Annotated in this window: 8 protein-coding genes; 2 read left to right on the forward strand and 6 right to left on the reverse strand. The window is 69.0% G+C overall.

The window, feature by feature from the left end; all coding sequences use genetic code 11:
- Nucleotides 1-377: 377 nt before the first annotated feature.
- Nucleotides 378-890, forward strand: a complete 513-nt coding sequence (locus H5U26_RS06030) for a hypothetical protein (protein WP_290617651.1) — start codon at nt 378-380, stop codon at nt 888-890.
- Nucleotides 891-1,185: 295 nt separating this feature from the next.
- Here the strand turns inward: H5U26_RS06030 and ybaL are convergent, their stop codons facing one another.
- The 5 genes from ybaL to H5U26_RS06055 all read right to left on the reverse strand — a co-directional run bounded on the left by ybaL (nt 1,186) and on the right by H5U26_RS06055 (nt 9,414).
- Nucleotides 1,186-3,012, reverse strand: a complete 1,827-nt coding sequence (ybaL, locus tag H5U26_RS06035) for a YbaL family putative K(+) efflux transporter (RefSeq protein ID WP_290617653.1) — start codon at nt 3,010-3,012, stop codon at nt 1,186-1,188.
- Between the two features lie 190 nt (nt 3,013-3,202).
- The gene (gene rnk, locus H5U26_RS06040; protein WP_290617655.1) at nt 3,203-3,616 is read right to left on the reverse strand and encodes a nucleoside diphosphate kinase regulator; all 414 of its coding nucleotides are present in this window, start codon (nt 3,614-3,616) and stop codon (nt 3,203-3,205) included.
- Nucleotides 3,617-4,031: 415 nt separating this feature from the next.
- Nucleotides 4,032-7,001, reverse strand: a complete 2,970-nt coding sequence (locus tag H5U26_RS06045) for an EAL domain-containing protein (protein WP_290617657.1) — start codon at nt 6,999-7,001, stop codon at nt 4,032-4,034.
- Complete coding sequence (locus H5U26_RS06050) at nt 6,998-7,966, reverse strand: ABC transporter substrate-binding protein (protein ID WP_290617659.1); 969 nt, start codon at nt 7,964-7,966, stop codon at nt 6,998-7,000. The genes H5U26_RS06045 and H5U26_RS06050 overlap by 4 nt, the downstream gene beginning before the upstream one ends.
- Before the next feature lie 308 nt (nt 7,967-8,274).
- Complete coding sequence (locus tag H5U26_RS06055; protein ID WP_290617661.1) at nt 8,275-9,414, reverse strand: hypothetical protein; 1,140 nt, start codon at nt 9,412-9,414, stop codon at nt 8,275-8,277.
- Between the two features lie 214 nt (nt 9,415-9,628).
- On the opposite strand from H5U26_RS06055, the gene H5U26_RS06060 reads away from it, so the two are divergent.
- Nucleotides 9,629-12,496, forward strand: a complete 2,868-nt coding sequence (locus H5U26_RS06060; protein WP_290617663.1) for an esterase-like activity of phytase family protein — start codon at nt 9,629-9,631, stop codon at nt 12,494-12,496.
- A 135-nt stretch (nt 12,497-12,631) separates the two neighbouring features.
- On the opposite strand, the gene H5U26_RS06065 is transcribed toward H5U26_RS06060, so the two are convergent.
- A complete protein-coding gene (locus tag H5U26_RS06065) occupies nt 12,632-16,711 on the reverse strand; it encodes a DEAD/DEAH box helicase (protein WP_290617665.1) in 4,080 nt (1,359 codons plus the stop codon).
- Nucleotides 16,712-16,839 lie beyond the last annotated feature (128 nt).

The following is a 16,839-nucleotide window of genomic DNA, read 5'->3' on the forward strand; positions in this document are numbered from 1 at the left end:
GCGTACTCGAGATCGGAAAAGCTCGTTTGCATGACGTCTGCTCACCCCCGCTGCGGACCAGACCGCATTGTCTCAGGACCAAGGTCTCACGCCACCAAGACGTGGGAATAAATCAGCGTTTCCCTGGGCCATCGGTTGGGTGGCGAGGTGGTGATCCGGAAACCGGGGAGAGTCCCGTCGCTGGCCCATGTGACGAATCCGCCGGGCTTGATTGCGCTGTATGTCTGAACTGCATAAGCAGAAAGGTCCACTTTGCTCGGTAAACTGGACAACAACATGTCATCCATATCGCGTTAGCACCCATGAGGCCATCCATGTCGAAGGCTCGCCCGTCAGCACCTTCACCGCCGGCTCAGCCCACTCGAGTCGATCGCTTCTTGCGTAGGGCGAAGGACAATCGCGTCGTATCTGTCTTGGTCGTGTTGGGGATCGTCGTCGGGGCGATCGGGTCATTCGCCGATTCCGCTAGAAAACTCGCCTCTTCCGTAGCAGAGATGGTGGGCATCGTGCAAGGCCCATCGAGAACCGAATTGGCAGCTCAGGCGGAAGCGCGCCAAGCGGCTCAGGTCGTGGGGCGCTACTACTCAAGGGCTATAGGTCAGCAGGTTCTCGACTACCGATCTCCAACACGAGAGGAGCTTCGGGCCATCGAATCCGCCCTGCAGCGGATGCTCATCGCGCTTCACGCACAGAAGCAACCCGAAAAGGTCAAGCTGGCGGAGCTGGCTGTCCAAGTCGTTACCAAACTGCGGCGCGATCCCTCACGGGTGGACTATTGGCAAGTCGCCGAACTGCAGTCTCAGCGCGACGAGTTGGCAAGCATCTTTCAAGCACTTGGCGTGCCCCTTGAAGCGGTAGGAGCCCCTGCATCCGACGCAAGCACGCGATGAGGGCTAACTCCTACATCGAGCGGACATCCAAACGTCGCTTCGTGCCTTTTGGTCCACCGCTCATGTCGAATGTTGGACGGAACAAAATAAATGAGTACCCATGAACGCAGGTGAGTCCGAGCAATAAGCCCAGCGCATTGCGCCGTATCGTGTTTGAGCGACGCGGATAGGGCGAAGATTCCGGTCGCGATCCGGCGGGTTACGGCTTGGCCCAAGCCGCCCCTGCGCCAAGTGGTTTGACACTGCCGGCGTCGAGCGTAATTCCCCGACCCGCTCGCGCCTGCAAATCGCTCCGTCACTCGGCTGAGGGCTCTTCCACGCGGTGCTGACGCAGTTCCGGCGCGCGGCGCGAGGGTTCGCCCGGCCGGCGGTCGTAGACGCCGCCCTCGCCCGACACCCGCATCTCCTGCACCACCAGCTGTGTTTCGCGATCCGGAACACCCAGGCTGCGCAGGGCGTAATCCACCAGTCCGAAGGCCAGTTCGCGCTCGCCCATGATGGCCACGCCAACGCCCTGTCGCATCAGCTGGGCGACCTCGGCCTCGGTGTGGGTACGCACTGCGGTGTCGATGTCCGGGTTCAGGTTGCGCACCAGCTCGATGACACGTCGCGTCTGGTAGCCGACGGGCGTGGCGATCACGATCAGGCGCGCCTTGGCTGCGCCTGCTGCTTCCAGCACGCCGGGTAGGGTGGCGTTGCCGTGAACCGCCTGCGCGCCGCGCTCGCGTAGCGCCTCGATGCGCCGGCGATCCTGGTCGATCACCACAATCGGGATGCCCTGGCCTTGCAGCCCCCGTTCAACCACCCGGCCTACGCGGCCATAGCCAACAATGATCACGTGATCGGACGGACCTTCTTCGCCATCCGTGGGCAGCGTGGACAGCCGCTCTGCGCCGCGCCGTTCCAGACGCGCCAGCAGGCCGCCGCGCGTGCGGGTCCAGACGGAAATCCGGTGAAGCCCCCTGAACACCAGCGGATTGAGCGTAATCGACAGCAGCGCGCCGGCGAGGATCAAGTCCCGACCCTGCGGCGGCAAAAGGCCGAGTGCCACGCCCAGCCCGGCCAGGATGAACGAGAACTCGCCGATCTGCGCCAGGCTTGCCGAAACGGTAAATGCCGTCGAGCCGGGATAGCCCAGCGCCATCACAATCCCGAACGCTGCCAGCGACTTGCCAAGAACAATGACCAGCACGACGGCCAGCACGGCCAGCGGCTCGCGCAGCACAATGGTCGGGTCGAACAACATGCCCACCGACACGAAAAACAGCACGGCGAAGGCATCCTGCAGCGGCAGCGAGTCGGCCGCGGCCTGATGGCTGAAGTCGCTTTCGCTGAGCACCACGCCGGCAAAAAACGCCCCCAGCGCAAACGACACGCCGAACAGCACAGCCGAACCATAGGCAATGCCCAGCGCAGTTGCGAGCACCGACAGCGTGAACAGCTCGCGCGAGCCGGTACGCGCCACGTGCGCCAGAAGCCAGGGGATCGCCCGCGTGCCAACGACCAGCACCAGCGCCAGAAACAGCCCAAGCTTGCCCAGCGTCAGCGCCAGGACCACCCAGAGAGGATCGCCGGCGGTTGCACCGGGAACACCGCCCAACCGGCCCGCCAGTGCCGGCAGCAGCACCAGCGCCAGCACCATCGCCAAGTCTTCAACGATCAACCAGCCGACGGCGATGCGTCCGTTCGGCGAGTCGAGCACACCGTGCTCCTCCAGCGCGCGCAGCAGTACCACCGTGCTGGCGACGGACAACGCCAGGCCGAACACCAGGCCGGCACCGAAGGTCCAGCCCCACAGATGCGCCATGCCAACACCCAGCGCCGTGGCTATCGCGATCTGCCCGATCGCTCCGGGAATGGCCACCCGGCGGACGGCCAGCAGATCCTTGATCGAGAAATGCAGCCCGACCCCGAACATCAACAGGATGATGCCGATTTCTGCAAGCTCGGCAGCGAGCTTTGCGTCGGCAACGAACCCTGGCGTAAACGGCCCGACCGCGACGCCGGCCAGCAGGTAGCCGACCAGCGGCGGCAGCTTGACCTTGCTGGCAAGAAATCCACCGACAAACGCGAGCAGCAACCCCATGACGATGGTGGGGATGAGTGTGGTTTCGTGAGGCATCAATCTCCTGCTGCAATGCTGGGCGCGAGGTCCGATGATCGGGTGCGCAGCCGCTCCTTGCAGCATCGTATCTTCACTGGCACGCATGGGCCGCTGCGCCAGCACGGTGGATCGACCTTGACCACCGTGCAAGCGGCGATCGGCACCAACGCGCACAGCCACCGCCCCCCACGGCGGCAGCAGGCTGGGCTCAGCGGTGGTACTCGCCCGCCCGCTCCGGCTGGTAGACCACCTCCTCGATGCGCACCTTCAGCATGCCGCCGCCCGGGCTCGGCCACTCGATCTCGTCGCCCTGGGCAAGCCCCAGCAGCGCGCTGCCCACCGGAGCGAGGATGGAGATCTTCTCCCCGCTGGCGTCCACACCCTTCGGGTAGACCAGCGTAAGGCGGAACTCCTCGTTGGAGGAGGACACCCGGAAGCGGACCGTGGAGTTCATGGTGACCACGTCCGGCGGCAGGTCCTTCGGGTCCACGATCTGCGCGCGGTCGAGCTCGGCCTGCAGGGCCGCCTTGCCGGGGAAATCATCCGCCGGCAGGGACTCGAGCAGCCGGTCCAGGCGCTCGTAGTCCTGTTCCGTGACGATGATCTTGGGTTTGCTGTTCATGTCATTACTCCTAAATCAGGCCCGTCGGACCATCCGGCGGGCGAAGCGACAGGCCCGTCCGGCCGCACGGGTGTACAGCTGTTCGCGGCGCAGCTCGCGGTGGCGAAAGCAGGTGTTGAGGTGGTCGTTCACCAGGCCTACGAACTCCCGGTAGGCCTGGCAGATGGTGGAACCCGCGAAATTGCAGCGGGGCTTCCCCGAGGTCGTGGGCCAGCCTGCGCCGGGCGCAATAGGCGCTGCGCATTGCCCCGTATTGTGTTCGATTCGAGCGGCGTGGGTCACATGGCGACGGTTCCGATCGCGGTCCGGGGGTTATGGTTTTGCCCAACCCCGCCCTGTGCGAAATGAACAATCTGGCCGATCTGTTCGACGGCCCGCCGCAGCGGCGCTGCTGGAGCTGTTCGAGGGCTGAGGGTCAGTGGCGCGTTTGACGCAGCCGGGTGCCAGACATCTGCGGGCGGTGGACTGCGGACGCGTTCGGGTCGGCGTCGCCGTCGTGCAGGCTCATCACCAGGCCGCCGAACTGGCCGCACATGCGCTCGTGCAGCGCGTACAGTTCGGCGATGCGGCCCAGGGCCTCCTGCGAGTGGCCCTGGGTGTGCAGCCGCATGAGCTCATCGGCCAGGTCGTGCATTTGCTGGTGCAGGTCCTGGATGGCGCGAAAGGCCGGCGAGCGGTCGTACAGCTCGCGGCCCTCGCCGCCGAGCCAGGTGCCGAAGCGACCGGCGTGGGCGCTGACCGTCGGCGGCGCGGACCGCGTGCCGCGCAGCCAGGCCTCGATCGCCCGGATCCAGGCGCGGTGTTCCAGGTCGCCCATCAGCAGCGGCTGGTGGTCGCGGGCGACGCGGGTTGCCGTCTGCCAGGCCTCGGGCGGGCGCCAGCCGGCGATCCAGTCGGGTAGCTCGGCCGCCGGCATGGGCCGGGCGATGCCATAGCCTTGCCCAAACTCGCAGCCCAGCTGCAGCAGCACGGCGCCTTGGGCGACGGTTTCCACGCCTTCGGCGACGGCGGTGCGGCCGAAACCGCGCGCCAGGGTCAGCACGCACTCCAGGATCGGCAAGTTGTCGGCGTCGTCGAGCAGGTGGCGCACGAAGCTCTGGTCGATCTTGAGCGTTTCGGCCGGCAGGTGTTTCAGGTACAGCAGCGACGAGTAGCCGGTGCCGAAGTCGTCCAGCGCAAAGTTCACGCCGATGTCGGCGCACTCGCGCATCAGCCCGGCCACGTGCTCGAGGTCCGCCAGGGCGATGGTTTCCAGCACTTCGATTTCCAGCGCCCCGCGGCCGAGCGTCGGGTGGGCCTGCAGCGCCGCGCGCAGCCGGGCCAGGAAATCGGGCTGCTGCAGATGATCGGCGCTGACGTTGACGCTGATCGGCAGCTCGAGCCCGCTGTGGCGCCACAGCGCCGCCTGGCGCAGGGCGGCGTCGATGACCCATTCGCCGAGTTCGACCGCCAAGGGGTGGTTTTCGATCACCGGCAGGAACAGCTCCGGCGCCAGCAGGCCGCGCTGCGGGTGTTGCCAGCGAATCAGCGCTTCGACGCCGATCACCTGCCCGGTGCGCAGGTTGACCTTGGGCTGGTAGTGCAGCACGAACTGGCCGGCGGCCAGCGCCCGGCGGATTTCTTCCAGGTTCTCGTGCCGGCTGCGGGCCGCCTGGTCGTGGCTGGCGTCGTAGATGTGGCAGCGGTTCTTGCCGGCCAGCTTGGCCTGATACAGCGCCTGGTCGGCCTGCCGCACCAGTTGATCGGCGTCGATCGGCTGGTCCTGCGGGTAGAACGTGACGCCCAGGCTGGCGGACACGCGCAGCTCCCCGCCGGTGCTGGGCACCGGTTCGCTGGCGGCCGCCAGCAGGCGCTCGAGCAGTGGCGAGCAGTCCTGGCCGCTGCGCAGATCGGTCAGCACGGCGACGAATTCGTCGCCGCCGATGCGCGCCAGGGTATCGCCCTGGCGCAGCACGTCGCGCATGCGGTGGGCGACGGCGATCAGCAGGGCATCCCCCCGGTTGTGGCCGTGGCGGTCGTTGATCGCCTTGAAGCCGTCCAGATCGATATAGACCACCGCCACGCGTTCGTCGCGCCGCGTCGCCGCGGTCATGGCCTGCTGCAGCCGGTCGGCCAGCAGTGCGCGGTTCGGCAGGCCGGTCAGGGCATCGTGATAGGCGATGTGCTCGAGCTGGCGCTGCTGGGTTTTCAACTGCGTGATGTCGGTCAGGATGGCGACGTGGTGCGTGACCTCGCCGGCCTCGTTGCGCGCCACGTTCACGTTCAGCGTGGCCGCATAGCGCTCGCCGCAGGCGCGCTGGCCGCGCAGCTCGCCCAGCCAGGTGCCGTGCTGCAGCAGGCTTTTGCGCACGTCCTCGACGGTTTCGCCGCCCAGGTAGTCGAAGTGCAGCTGGTGCGTGTAGCGCCCGACCAGCTCGGTATCGTCGGGGTAGCCGAGGATGCGCGCGAAAGCCCGGTTGGCGGCCAAAATGCGGCTGTCCGGGCCGGTGATCAGCACGCCCTCGCCGGCGTGCGTGAACACGCTGGCGGCGATGTCCATCCAGCGCCGGGATTCGCGCTCGGCGGTGATGTGGCGCACCAGCACGGCGAAGCGCTGCGGGCCGGCGCTGGTGCCGATCAGGCCCGCCGACAGCGCGAACCAGCGCTCGCCCTGCGGCGTGGGCAGCGAAAATTCGGCGTTGTGCACCTGCCCGTGCTGGGCGGCTTCGCGCAGCGCCTGCAGTATCGTTTGCGCGGCTGCCTTGGGCAGCGCCTCGGGTATCCGTTTGCCGACCAGTTGTTCAGGCGCGATCGCGGTGGTGCGCACAGTGGGCGCCCAGCTGTCCAGGACGAGTCCGTCGGCGTCGACCTCGAAAATCGGATAGGGGGTTGCCGACAATAGAGCCCGCTGGCGGGCCAGCGCCTGCTGGAGCGCTGCTTCGCCGGCAGCCAGGCGGCGGTTGCGGGTCGCCAGCAAGGCCAGCAGGGCCGCGATGGCCATTGCGGCCACGCCGGTGATGCTCAGCATGACCCGGTGCCGGGCCGACCATTCCCGCCAGCTCAGGGTCGATGCCAGGTCGCGGGGCGGCGTGTGCAAGGTGCGGGCCAGGCTCGACACCGGCAGGTAATCGACCGGCGGGGCAAGGGTGGCTGCCAGCGCCTGCCAGTTCAGGGCGTGCAACCGGGACCACTCCAGCCCGCCCGCGCGGGCCAGAATTTCCATCAGCCGCGCCGGTGTGCGGCGAAGCGGCGCCGACAGGTACGCTGCGAGCGGGCGATGACGGGCCGCGACGACTTCGGTAGGGCGCTCGGCCCCGACGCCAACCGTGAGGCCCGGCGCCGCACGGCTGGCCCCGGTGCACAGCAGCAAGGCGATGGCGAGACGCCTAGCCGCGTGCGCGGTCACGGTCCGCGAGCCTCCTGCAGGGGCAGGTAGTCGGCACTGAACAGGCCCTCCAGCGGGTCCGGCCGGGTCAGCATGCGGCGTTCGATCATCAGCGCGTGCAGCTGTTGCACGGCAGCGTCGAAACGCGATCCGGGCGTCAGCGCATAGCGGTTGCCGGCCAGCCAGGGTTGGACGATGCCGCCCAAGGCGCGCAGCACCTCGTCGCTGGAGATGCCGTGGTAGGAGGCGATGCGGTGCGCCGCGTCCTGATGGTTCTGCCGGATGTATTCCAGCGCCCGAAAATGCGCTGCCAGCAGTTCGCGCAGCACCGTCTTGCGTCCCGCCAGCCGGTCGCTGCGAACCGCTAGCACGTCGAAGATGGTTTCTGGCATCTGCCGGCTGTCGAACAGCTGCACAGCCCCTTCGCGCAGCAACTGCGCTGCGGTCGGCTCGTAAGTCACCACGGCATCGACCTGGGCGCTGCGCCAGGCCGCCAGTTGCGCGGGTGGACTCAGTTCCACCAGCGTGACCGACTCGGCGGTCAGCCCGGCCCTTTGCAGCACTTCGCGCAAGACCAGACTGCCTACGGCGGTCGGTTCATAGGCGACGCGCCGGCCGGCCAGGTCGGCCAGGCGGCTTATCGGCGGGCGCGCCAGCAGCACATCCGCCCCGGCCGAGCTGTCGAACACCAGCACCACCGTCAGTGGCACTCCCTGGGCACGGACCTGCAGAACCTCATCCAGAGTCAAGGCTGCCGCATCGATGGTGCCGGCCCGCAGGGCGGACAGGGAATTGCCGGCGCTGGTCTGCTCGCTCAGGCTGACGGCAGGCGGCAGCCAGCCGAAATCGCGCGCCAGGCGCAACGACTCGTAGCCGACCCAGGAGTGCGTGCCGACGCGCAGCGGCTGTCCAGGGTTACAGGCGGCCAGGCACAGCGACAGGCCGAGCAGGGCGAGGGCGCGCGTGAACAGGGGGAGTATTCGCATCGAGGTCTGTGTTCTTGATCCGGACCTTTGTCGGCGTGTTGGCGCACGACTTGAGCCGGGTTCGGTGGGCTGTCCCGAAGCGTTGACGCACCGGCGGGGGCAAACATACCCGGCCGGCGCGCAGCCCGCGGGCGCAATAAGCGCAGCGCATTGCGCCGTTATTGTGCGTGAGCGGCACGGACATGCCGAAGGTTCCAATCGCGATCCGGCGGGTTATGGCTTCGCCCGCCCCGCCCTATGCGATCTGTCGAGCAGCCGCGCCGCCGTGTGCTGCCGGTGTGCACACGGCGGGGCCAGGTCGCGCTTCGTTACGCCTCGCGGATCACCATCTGCTCCATCAGCGCGCGGATTTCGTCTGGAATGCGCACCTCGGTCAGGTCGAGCTTGCCGTGGATCAGATCGGCGTGGAAGCACTTGCTGACCGGCGGCAGCCCGCTGGCGATCTGGCGCCATTGCGTACCCTCGTCCTCGGTCAGCCAGACCTCGCCGTCGGTGTTGCCGATGAACACCCGGCAGGCGTCGCCGACCGCTTCGAGGCACATGGCCTCGACCGAGGGCTTGAACTCGTCCGGCAGGCCGCCGCGCGCGTATTGCCAGCTGTCGCCGCCGTCGCTGGAGCGGGCGATGCTGACGTTGGCGCTGCCCTTGACCCAGGTGTCCGGCGTGGCGAAGGCGCCGCTGACGAACATCGTCTCCGGCCGCCGCGGGTGGTAGACCAGCGGGTCCGCGTAGCCGATTTTCTTCGTCTGCTCCTTCATCTCGAACCAGGTCTTGCCGCCGTCGTCACTGCGGTTGAAGAAAAAGCCGTTGGCCAGGAACAGCCGCCCCGGCCGGGTCGGGTGCAGCAGCACACGGTGGGCGTCGTTGGGCATGCCGGCGGTGTGTTCGGTCCAGGTCTTGCCGGCATCCGGGCTGCTGTACAGGCCGCCCTGTTCCACGCACACGTAGATCAGGTCCGCGTCCTGCGGATGGATGGCGATCTGCTTGATGTGTGCGATGAACGGCGGCGCCGGGAACATCCAGCCCTCGCGGCCGGTGGTGTGGTCAAGCCCGGTCAGGCGCTGCCAGGACTGGCCGAAGTCCCGGCTCTCGAACAGTGCCGCCGGTTCCGTGCCGGCATACAGACGTACCGAGCCATCCGGGCGGCGCACGCTGGCCATGCTGAACACGTTGCTGTGTTCCAGGCCCTGGCTGGCGGGTTGCCAGTGGCGCCCGTCGGGGCTCACGAACACGCCGGCGTCGTGGGTGCCGGCGTAGTAATTGCCGCTGACCGGCTCGCCGATCAGGGCGCACACGTGGTGGTCGGCAAGACCCCGGCCGGCCTCGCGCCAGACGGCGGCGGTTTCTTCGAGCTCGACAACGCCGCCCTGGGTGCCGACCAGCAGGCGTCCGGCGGCGGTGGGCGAGTCGTAAACGGCGCTGCCGCCGGGGGAAAGGCATGGGTACATGGTGTCGCTCCTCTTGGTCGTGGTCTGTGCTGCATCGATCCGTCGTTCGGTGCCGGCTAGCTTAATCCAGTGTCGGCGTGGGCAACCGCCACGTTGCACTGTGCGCCGGAGGCGCTGCGCCCGGCCGGTGTCACGTGGGTGAAATATTCCCTTTTTAGGGTGCGCAGCCCCTGCGCGATGGTGCGTGCGGCTGAGCCCTGCCGGAGTGATGAGCGTGAAAATTCGAAAGCGGTCCGTTTTTGGCATCTGCATGCCCTTGTTGGTCGCCGCCGCGGGGGCGCAGGCGCTGTCGCTGGAGCCGCTCGGTCGCTATGACACTGGCCTGATTCAGGCCGGCCAGGGCACTGCCGGTGAGACCGCTGCGCTGCGCGGCGATCGACTGTACGTGACCAACGCCGATGACGTGTCGCTGGACATCGTGGACGTGTCGAACCCGACCCAGCCGCAGCTGCAGCGTCGGGTGTCACTGGCCGCGTACGGCGGCAGCGTCACCAGCGTCGCCGTGTCGTCCAGGAACCTGATCGCCGTGGCAGTCACGGCGGCCAAGAAAACCGATCCGGGCAGCGTGGTGTTCCTGACCCCGGCCGGGCAGGTGATCCGCACCGCTACCGTCGGCGCACTGCCGGACATGGTGACGTTCACGCCGGACGGCGACCGGTTGCTGGTGGCCAACGAAGGCGAGCCGGACTGCTACGGCGCCGGCTGCACCGACCCCGAGGGCACGGTGAGCATCGTCCGCGTGGTGCCGATGCTGCCGCGGCTGCCGGTGCAAACGGTGGGCTTCAGCGGCGTTGCCATGCCCGACGGCGTGCGCATTTTCGGCCCCGGCGCGACGCCGGCGCAGGATGTTGAGCCCGAATACATCACCGTTGATCCGACCGGCGCCAGGGCCTTCGTGACCCTGCAGGAGAACAACGCCATTGCCGAGATCGACATCCGCACCGCCCAGGTCACGCGCGTTCGTGCGCTGGGCTACAAGGACCTTGACGGGGCCCCGGTAACGTCGACCTTCGAGGTGACCGGCCTGCCGGGCATCGGCGCGACCGCTGCCGGCCAGGCACTGACGCTGGGCGGCTTCTCGGGCTTGTTCTACGAGGGCCAGACCGACGACGGCAAGCTCAAGTTCGTCACCCACACCGACCGTGGCCCCAACGGCGAGCCGACCGGCTCCCTGCGCCCGTTCCTGCTGCCCGATTTCAGCCCGCGCATCGTGCGCCTGGAGCTGGACCGGACTACCGGGCAGGTGGCGCTCACCGGGCAGGTGGCGCTGCGCCTGCCGGACGGTAGCGCGCTCACCGGCCTGCCCAACACGGCCATTGCCGGCGCCAATGCCAATTCGCCCTACAACGACGAAGTGCCGGTCGACCTGCGCGGCAACGTGCTGCCGAGGCAGGCGCTGGGCGCCGATCTGGAAGGCATCGCGGTTGATGCCAATGGCCACTTCTGGATGGCCGACGAGTACCGCCCGGCGATCTACCACTTCGATCCGACGGGTCTGCTGATCGAACGCCTGGTGCCGATCGGCACCGCCGCGGCGGCCGGCGCGCCGGCCGGCAGCTTCGGCACCGAGGTGCTGCCCGCAGTGCTCGCCCAGCGGCGCCAGAACCGCGGCTTCGAAGCCATTGCCCTGCAGGACGGCAAGGTCTACGCCTTCGTGCAGAGCCCGCTGCGCAATCCGACCACGCTTGCCAACAGCGCGCTTAATGCCATGCGCAACATCCGCGTGGTGGAGTTTGATCCGGCCACGCAGGCGACGCGCCAGTTCCTGTATGTCATGGACAACCCGGCGCCGTTGAACGCCGACGACAGCATCGCCGACAAGATTGGCGATGCTGCGGCCATGCCCGGCGGCGGCTTCCTGGTGGTGGAACGCGACGATGATGCGGCGCCGGCCGACCAGGTGGCGCAGATCACCAAGAAGATCTACGCCTTCAACCTGACCGGCGCCACCGACATCACCGCCAAGGACGTGCTCTACGGCGGCAAGTCCCTGGACCAGATGAGCAGCAGCGAGCTGGCCGCAGTGGGCGTGACGCCGCTGGCCAAGGTGCTGCACGTGGATCTGGCCAGCGCCGGCTACGACAAGGTGCAGAAGGTCGAAGGGCTGGCGTACATCGACGCCAACACCCTGGCGGTCATCAACGACAACGATTTCGGCGTGGCCGGTATCAACATCGACAACGCGACCGGCACCTTTACGTTGTTGCCCGGTTACCAGCCGGAGCCGGTGCTGCTGGGCATCGTCAGCACCTCCGGTCTGGACGCGTCCGACCGCGACAATGTGGTCAACATCCGCAACTGGCCGGTGTACGGCATGTACCAGCCGGATGCCGTCGCCAGTTTCATGGCCGGCCGCCGGACTTACCTGATCACCGCCAACGAGGGCGATGCCCGCGACTACGACGGCTTCGCCGAAGAAGAGCGCGCCCGCAGCGTGCGCAGCAGCTATCCGGCGGCCATCCAGCCGGTGCTGAACGACAACCTGCAGCTTGGGCGGCTGACGGTCACCAGCGCGCCGCCGGGTGGCGACTATTCGCGGCCCTACGTGTTCGGCACGCGTTCGTTTTCCATCTGGGATGCCGCCACCGGGGATCAGGTGTGGGATTCCGGCGCCGAGATCGAAGCGCGCACCGCGGCCGCTTTCCCCGGCAACTTCAACAGCAACAACGACGCGAACACCTTCGACGATCGCTCCGACAACAAGGGGCCGGAGCCGGAAGGCGTGGCGGTGGGCACCGTGGCCGGCCGCAGCTATGCCTTCGTGGGCCTGGAGCGCATCGGCGGCGTGATGGTCTACGACGTTACCGACCCGGCGGCGCCGGACTTCGTGGATTACGTGAACCCGCGCAGCTTCGAGGGCGACGCGGTCGGCCCGGACAGCGGGCCGGAAGTGGTGCGCTTCATCGAGGCCAAGGACAGCCCCAACCACCGGCCGATGCTGGTCGTTGCCAACGAGATCACTGGTAGCGTGAGTCTGTGGCGGGTGACGCCAGCGGCCCGCAGCCCATGCAACCGTATCGGCGGCGGACCGGTGGTCCGGGCCTGGTGCCGGGCGGCGGCGCTGTGGGGCGATCGGCAGTAAGCGGTCGCCGGCCTATGACGCAGAAATCGCAGAAATCGTAGCCTGGATGCAGCGCAGCGGAATCCGGGACCCTCATCACTCCCCGAAGGAAATCCCGGATTCCGCTGCGCTCCATCCGGGCTACACGCTGCCTGCTCAGGCTGGCAGCGCTTCGGCCTCCGTGCCACCGGCGGGTGTGCTGATCCGCGCGCTGCGCAGCATGGCCAGTGCTTCCGGCGCCGCGTACTGCTCGCCGGCAAAGCGCTCCACGAAGCGGCCGCCGCGCAGCTCGCCGCGCGCCTCCAGCCGGCGGTAAACGTACAGCAGTTCGCGCCACGGTGGCGCGCAGTTCTCGGCCTCCAGCGCGGCGCGAAACACGATGCCGTGGCGTGCCAGCAGGGTGTGCGCGACGTGCTCGATGGCCGCGTCGCGGGTCCTGGGGTCGGCATCGGCGAGCGTCGGCAGCAGCGACCAGCGCCCGGCGGCGCCCACGCCGGCCACGCGCGCCCGCGGGCTGCGATAGCGGCGCGGTGCGAAGCTCGGCCGCTGGCTGGCCGGGGCGATCAGCGTGCGCAGGCCCGAGAAACTGTCCGACGTGACCATGCCGAGCGCCACCAGTTCGGCCAGAGCCGATTCCACCTGCGTGCGCAGCAGGCCGGTGGCGGCGACCAGTTCGGCAAAAAACGAGGCGCCCAATTCCGTCAGGGCGTCGCGCACCCGGCCGGCCGGCGAGGACAGTTCGGCCGCCACCGGCGGCGTCGGTGCCAGCACGCGCCAGAACGCCAGGTGCTCGCGCGGTACCAGCACGATCGGCGTGCTGCGCACCGGCGTCACGGCGCGCGGCCGGTCGCGGGACAGGCGTGGCGGCAGCAGACGCAGCCAGGCCACGCGGCCCTCGGCGCACAGCTGATCCAGCCAGAACGGCAGATAACCGGCCATGCGCGCCGGCAGGATCTGGCCCTCCCAGGCCGCCGCCGGATGCGACAGACCCTCCAGCTGCTCGATGACGGCGTACAGCGCCTCCGGGCCCTCGACCGGTTCGTCGAGGCCCTGCCAGCGGCGCAGGAAGCGCGCGTAATCGGCTTCGCTGACGGGCGCGATCTCGCGTCGGCGGCGATCCAGGCTGTAGCGGTGGATGCGCGCCAGAAGACCCCGCTCGCACCATTCCTCGTCGCGAGTGCCCGGCGTGTAGCGGCCGCGCAGGACGAAGCCTTCGCCTTCCAGCGCCAGCAGCGCCGCTTCGATGCACGTCAGCGGCAGGCCGAGCGGCGCCGCAAGCTGCGGCGAGGTCACCGGCCCCAGGCCCTCGAGCCGGCCGCGCAGCAGCTCGCGCAGGGCATCTTCGGCAGCTGGCGGCGGGCCGTCGGCAATGGCGGCGACAGGCGGATTGGCCACGGCATCGGGCAATACAGCGCGCACTTCCCCCAGGCGTTCGGCGGCCACCCACAGGGCGCCATCCAGGCAGGTGGCCCGCCCGTCCAGAGCCAGCGCGGCCAGTCCATCCGCCCAGCCGATCTCGCGCGCCGCCTCGGCAGTGGTCACGAAGCCCAGCAACAGCAGCGCATCGTGCAGCTCATCGGCATCGCGCGCCTGCGGCCAGGCTTCGGCGCGTACCCGGTCGATGGCCTCCTGCCGCAGCACGCCCAGCGAGGCGGCGCTCGCCAGGTCGGTCGGCGCCGGACGCACGGCCAGCGTGCGGCGCTCCTCGGCCGGCACATCGTCCAGAAACGCGTACGGTCGGGCGTTGAGGATTTCTTCGGCCAGCGGCGAGGGGGCGGTCAGGTCGCGCGTCAGGATCCGGATGGCGCCGCTTTCGATGCCGGCCAGCACGGCCAGGAAGCCGTTCACGTCCATGGACTCGGTCAGGCAGTCGGCGATCGCCTGGCGCACCAGCGGGTGGTCCGGCACGCTGCGCTCGGCGTGCAGGTTCTCGGCGCAGGCGATCTGGTCCGGGAACACCGCCGCGACCAGATCCTGGGCGTCGCTCCGCTGCCACTGCGGCGGCGTGCGCCGGCCGGCGCGCTGGCGCAGGATGGCCAGCGCGGCAGTCGCCACCCAGCGCCAGCGGGCCTCGAACAGCGGCGCCGCGATCACGGCCTGGATCAGCACCTCGCGGGCGCTGGCGCTGTGCAGGTAGCCGGCCGGCTCGTGCAGCGGAAAGCTGTGTACGGACCCGAGCGAGATGACGATGCTGTCCTCCAACGCCGCCGCCTGCAGCTCGAAGTTGAAACGCCGGCAAAACCGCTTGCGCAGCGCCAGACCCCAGGCCTTGTTGACGCGCGATCCGAACGGGGCGTGGATGACCAGATGCTGGTCGCCGGTCTCGTCGAAGAAGCGCTCGAAGATCACCATCTCCTGCGTCGGCAGCGCGCCCAGCGCCGCTCGGGCGGCGGCCAGATACTCGATCAACTGGCGCGCCGCGGTGGGCGGCACCGGCAGCTGCGCTTCGAGCCGGGCCTGCGCCAGCGGCATGCCGCCTTCGTCCAGCCAGGCCGAGATGTCCGCCCGCAGGCGCGACACGGCGCTCGACAGCTCCAGCGTGCGGCCGGGCGCCTCGCCGAACCAGAACGGGATGTTCGGCGGCTGGCCGTGGGCGTCCTCGACGAACAGGCGCCCGGTCTCGACCTTCAGGATGCGGTAGGAGGTGTTGCCGAGCTGGAAGATGTCGCCGGGCAGGCTCTCGAAGGCGAAGTCCTCGTTCACGCTGCCGATGCGAAGCGCCTCGGGCGTCAGCAGCACGTCGCAGTCGAACTGGTCCGGAATCACGCCGCCGGAGGTCACCGCCGCCAGCGCGGCGCCGCGCCGGGCGCGCAACCGGCCGTGCACGCCATCGCGATGCAGCCAGGCGCCGCGCCGGCCGCGGCGGGTGGTGTAGCCCTCGGCCAGCATTTTCACGACGGCGGTGAAATCGGCCCGATCGAGCTGCCGGTAGGGCGCGGCGGCGCGAAACGCATCGAACAGCGCCTGCTCGTCCCACTCGCGGGCCGACACCTCGGCCACGATCTGCTGCGCCAGCACGTCGAGCGGCGCCTGCGGCATGACGATGGCGTCGAGCTCACCGCGCCGCACCGCATCCAGCAGCGCCGCGCATTCCACAAGATCGTCCCGCGAGAGCGGAAACAGCCGCCCCTTGGGCAGGCCGCCGACGGCGTGGCCGGAGCGCCCCACGCGCTGCAAAAAGGTGGCGATGGACTTCGGCGAGCCGAGCTGGCAGACCAGATCCACGTCGCCGATGTCGATGCCCAGCTCCAGCGAGGCGGTGCACACCAGCGCCTTGAGCTGGCCGGCCTTCAGGCGCTGCTCGGCATCCAGCCGGTGGCGGCGGGCCAGGCTGCCGTGGTGGGCGGTGACGAACTCCTCGCCCAGGCGCTCGGCCAAGTGCCGCGCCGCCCGCTCGGCCAGGCGGCGGGTGTTGACGAACACCAGCGTGGTGCGGTGTTCGGCCACCAGGGCCGCCAGGCGGTCGTAGACCTCGGTCCAGACTTCATTCGCCATCACTGCGGTGAGTGGCGAGTCCGTGACCTCGATGGCCATATCCCGCTCGCGACCGTGGCCGGTGTCGATCACGGTACAGGCGCCGCCGTCGCCGACCAGGTAATCCGCAATCCGCCCGATCGGCTTTTGCGTGGCGGACAGGCCGACGCGCTGCGGCGGTTGATCCGTCAGCGCCGACAGGCGTTCGAGCGACAGCATCAGGTGCGCGCCGCGCTTGTTCGCCGCCAGCGCGTGAATCTCGTCCACGATCACCGTGCGCACGCCGCCCAGCATGGCGCGGCCGGATTTGGACGTCAGCAGGATGTACAGCGACTCGGGCGTGGTGACCAGGATGTGCGGCACCTGCCGGCGCTGGCGCACCCGCTCGGCCTGCGGCGTGTCGCCCGTGCGCACGCCCGTGCGGATGGGCACATCCGACAGGCCGTGCAGCAAAAGCTGGTCACGAATGCCGGCTAGCGGCGCTTCCAGATTGCGCTGGATGTCCGCCGACAGCGCTCGCAGCGGCGAGACATAGAGCACCTGCACCGCGTCCGGCAGCGGCCCGGCAAGGCCTGCGCGGACCAGATCGTCGATGGCGGTCAGAAACGCCGCCAGCGTCTTGCCGCTGCCGGTGGGCGCCGCCAGCAGCGTGTGTTGTCCGCTGCGGATGGCCGGCCAGGCGCCAAGCTGCGCCGCTGTGGGCGCGGAAAACGCCTGGCCGAACCAGGCGGCGACGGCAGGATGAAAATCGGCCAGGGGCATGCTGCGCACTATGCCGCAGGGATGCCGGCAGGGACAGGGCGGCCGGCGTCGGCCACAGTCGCAATGCACGGCGCCAGTGGCGGGCGAATGGGGCGTGGTACGTTCTGGCCGACCGCCCCTGAGGGCGC

This window comes from Immundisolibacter sp., from assembly GCF_014359565.1.
Lineage (GTDB): Bacteria > Pseudomonadota > Gammaproteobacteria > Immundisolibacterales > Immundisolibacteraceae > Immundisolibacter.

Coding starts and splice junctions, on each gene's coding strand:
- H5U26_RS06055 (WP_290617661.1), bottom strand. CDS start 9,414: ATGTACCCATGCCTTTCCCCCGGCGGCAGCGCCGTTTACGACTCGCCC.
- ybaL (WP_290617653.1), bottom strand. CDS start 3,012: ATGCCTCACGAAACCACACTCATCCCCACCATCGTCATGGGGTTGCTG.
- rnk (WP_290617655.1), bottom strand. CDS start 3,616: ATGAACAGCAAACCCAAGATCATCGTCACGGAACAGGACTACGAGCGC.
- H5U26_RS06050 (WP_290617659.1), bottom strand. CDS start 7,966: ATGCGAATACTCCCCCTGTTCACGCGCGCCCTCGCCCTGCTCGGCCTG.
- H5U26_RS06065 (WP_290617665.1), bottom strand. CDS start 16,711: ATGCCCCTGGCCGATTTTCATCCTGCCGTCGCCGCCTGGTTCGGCCAG.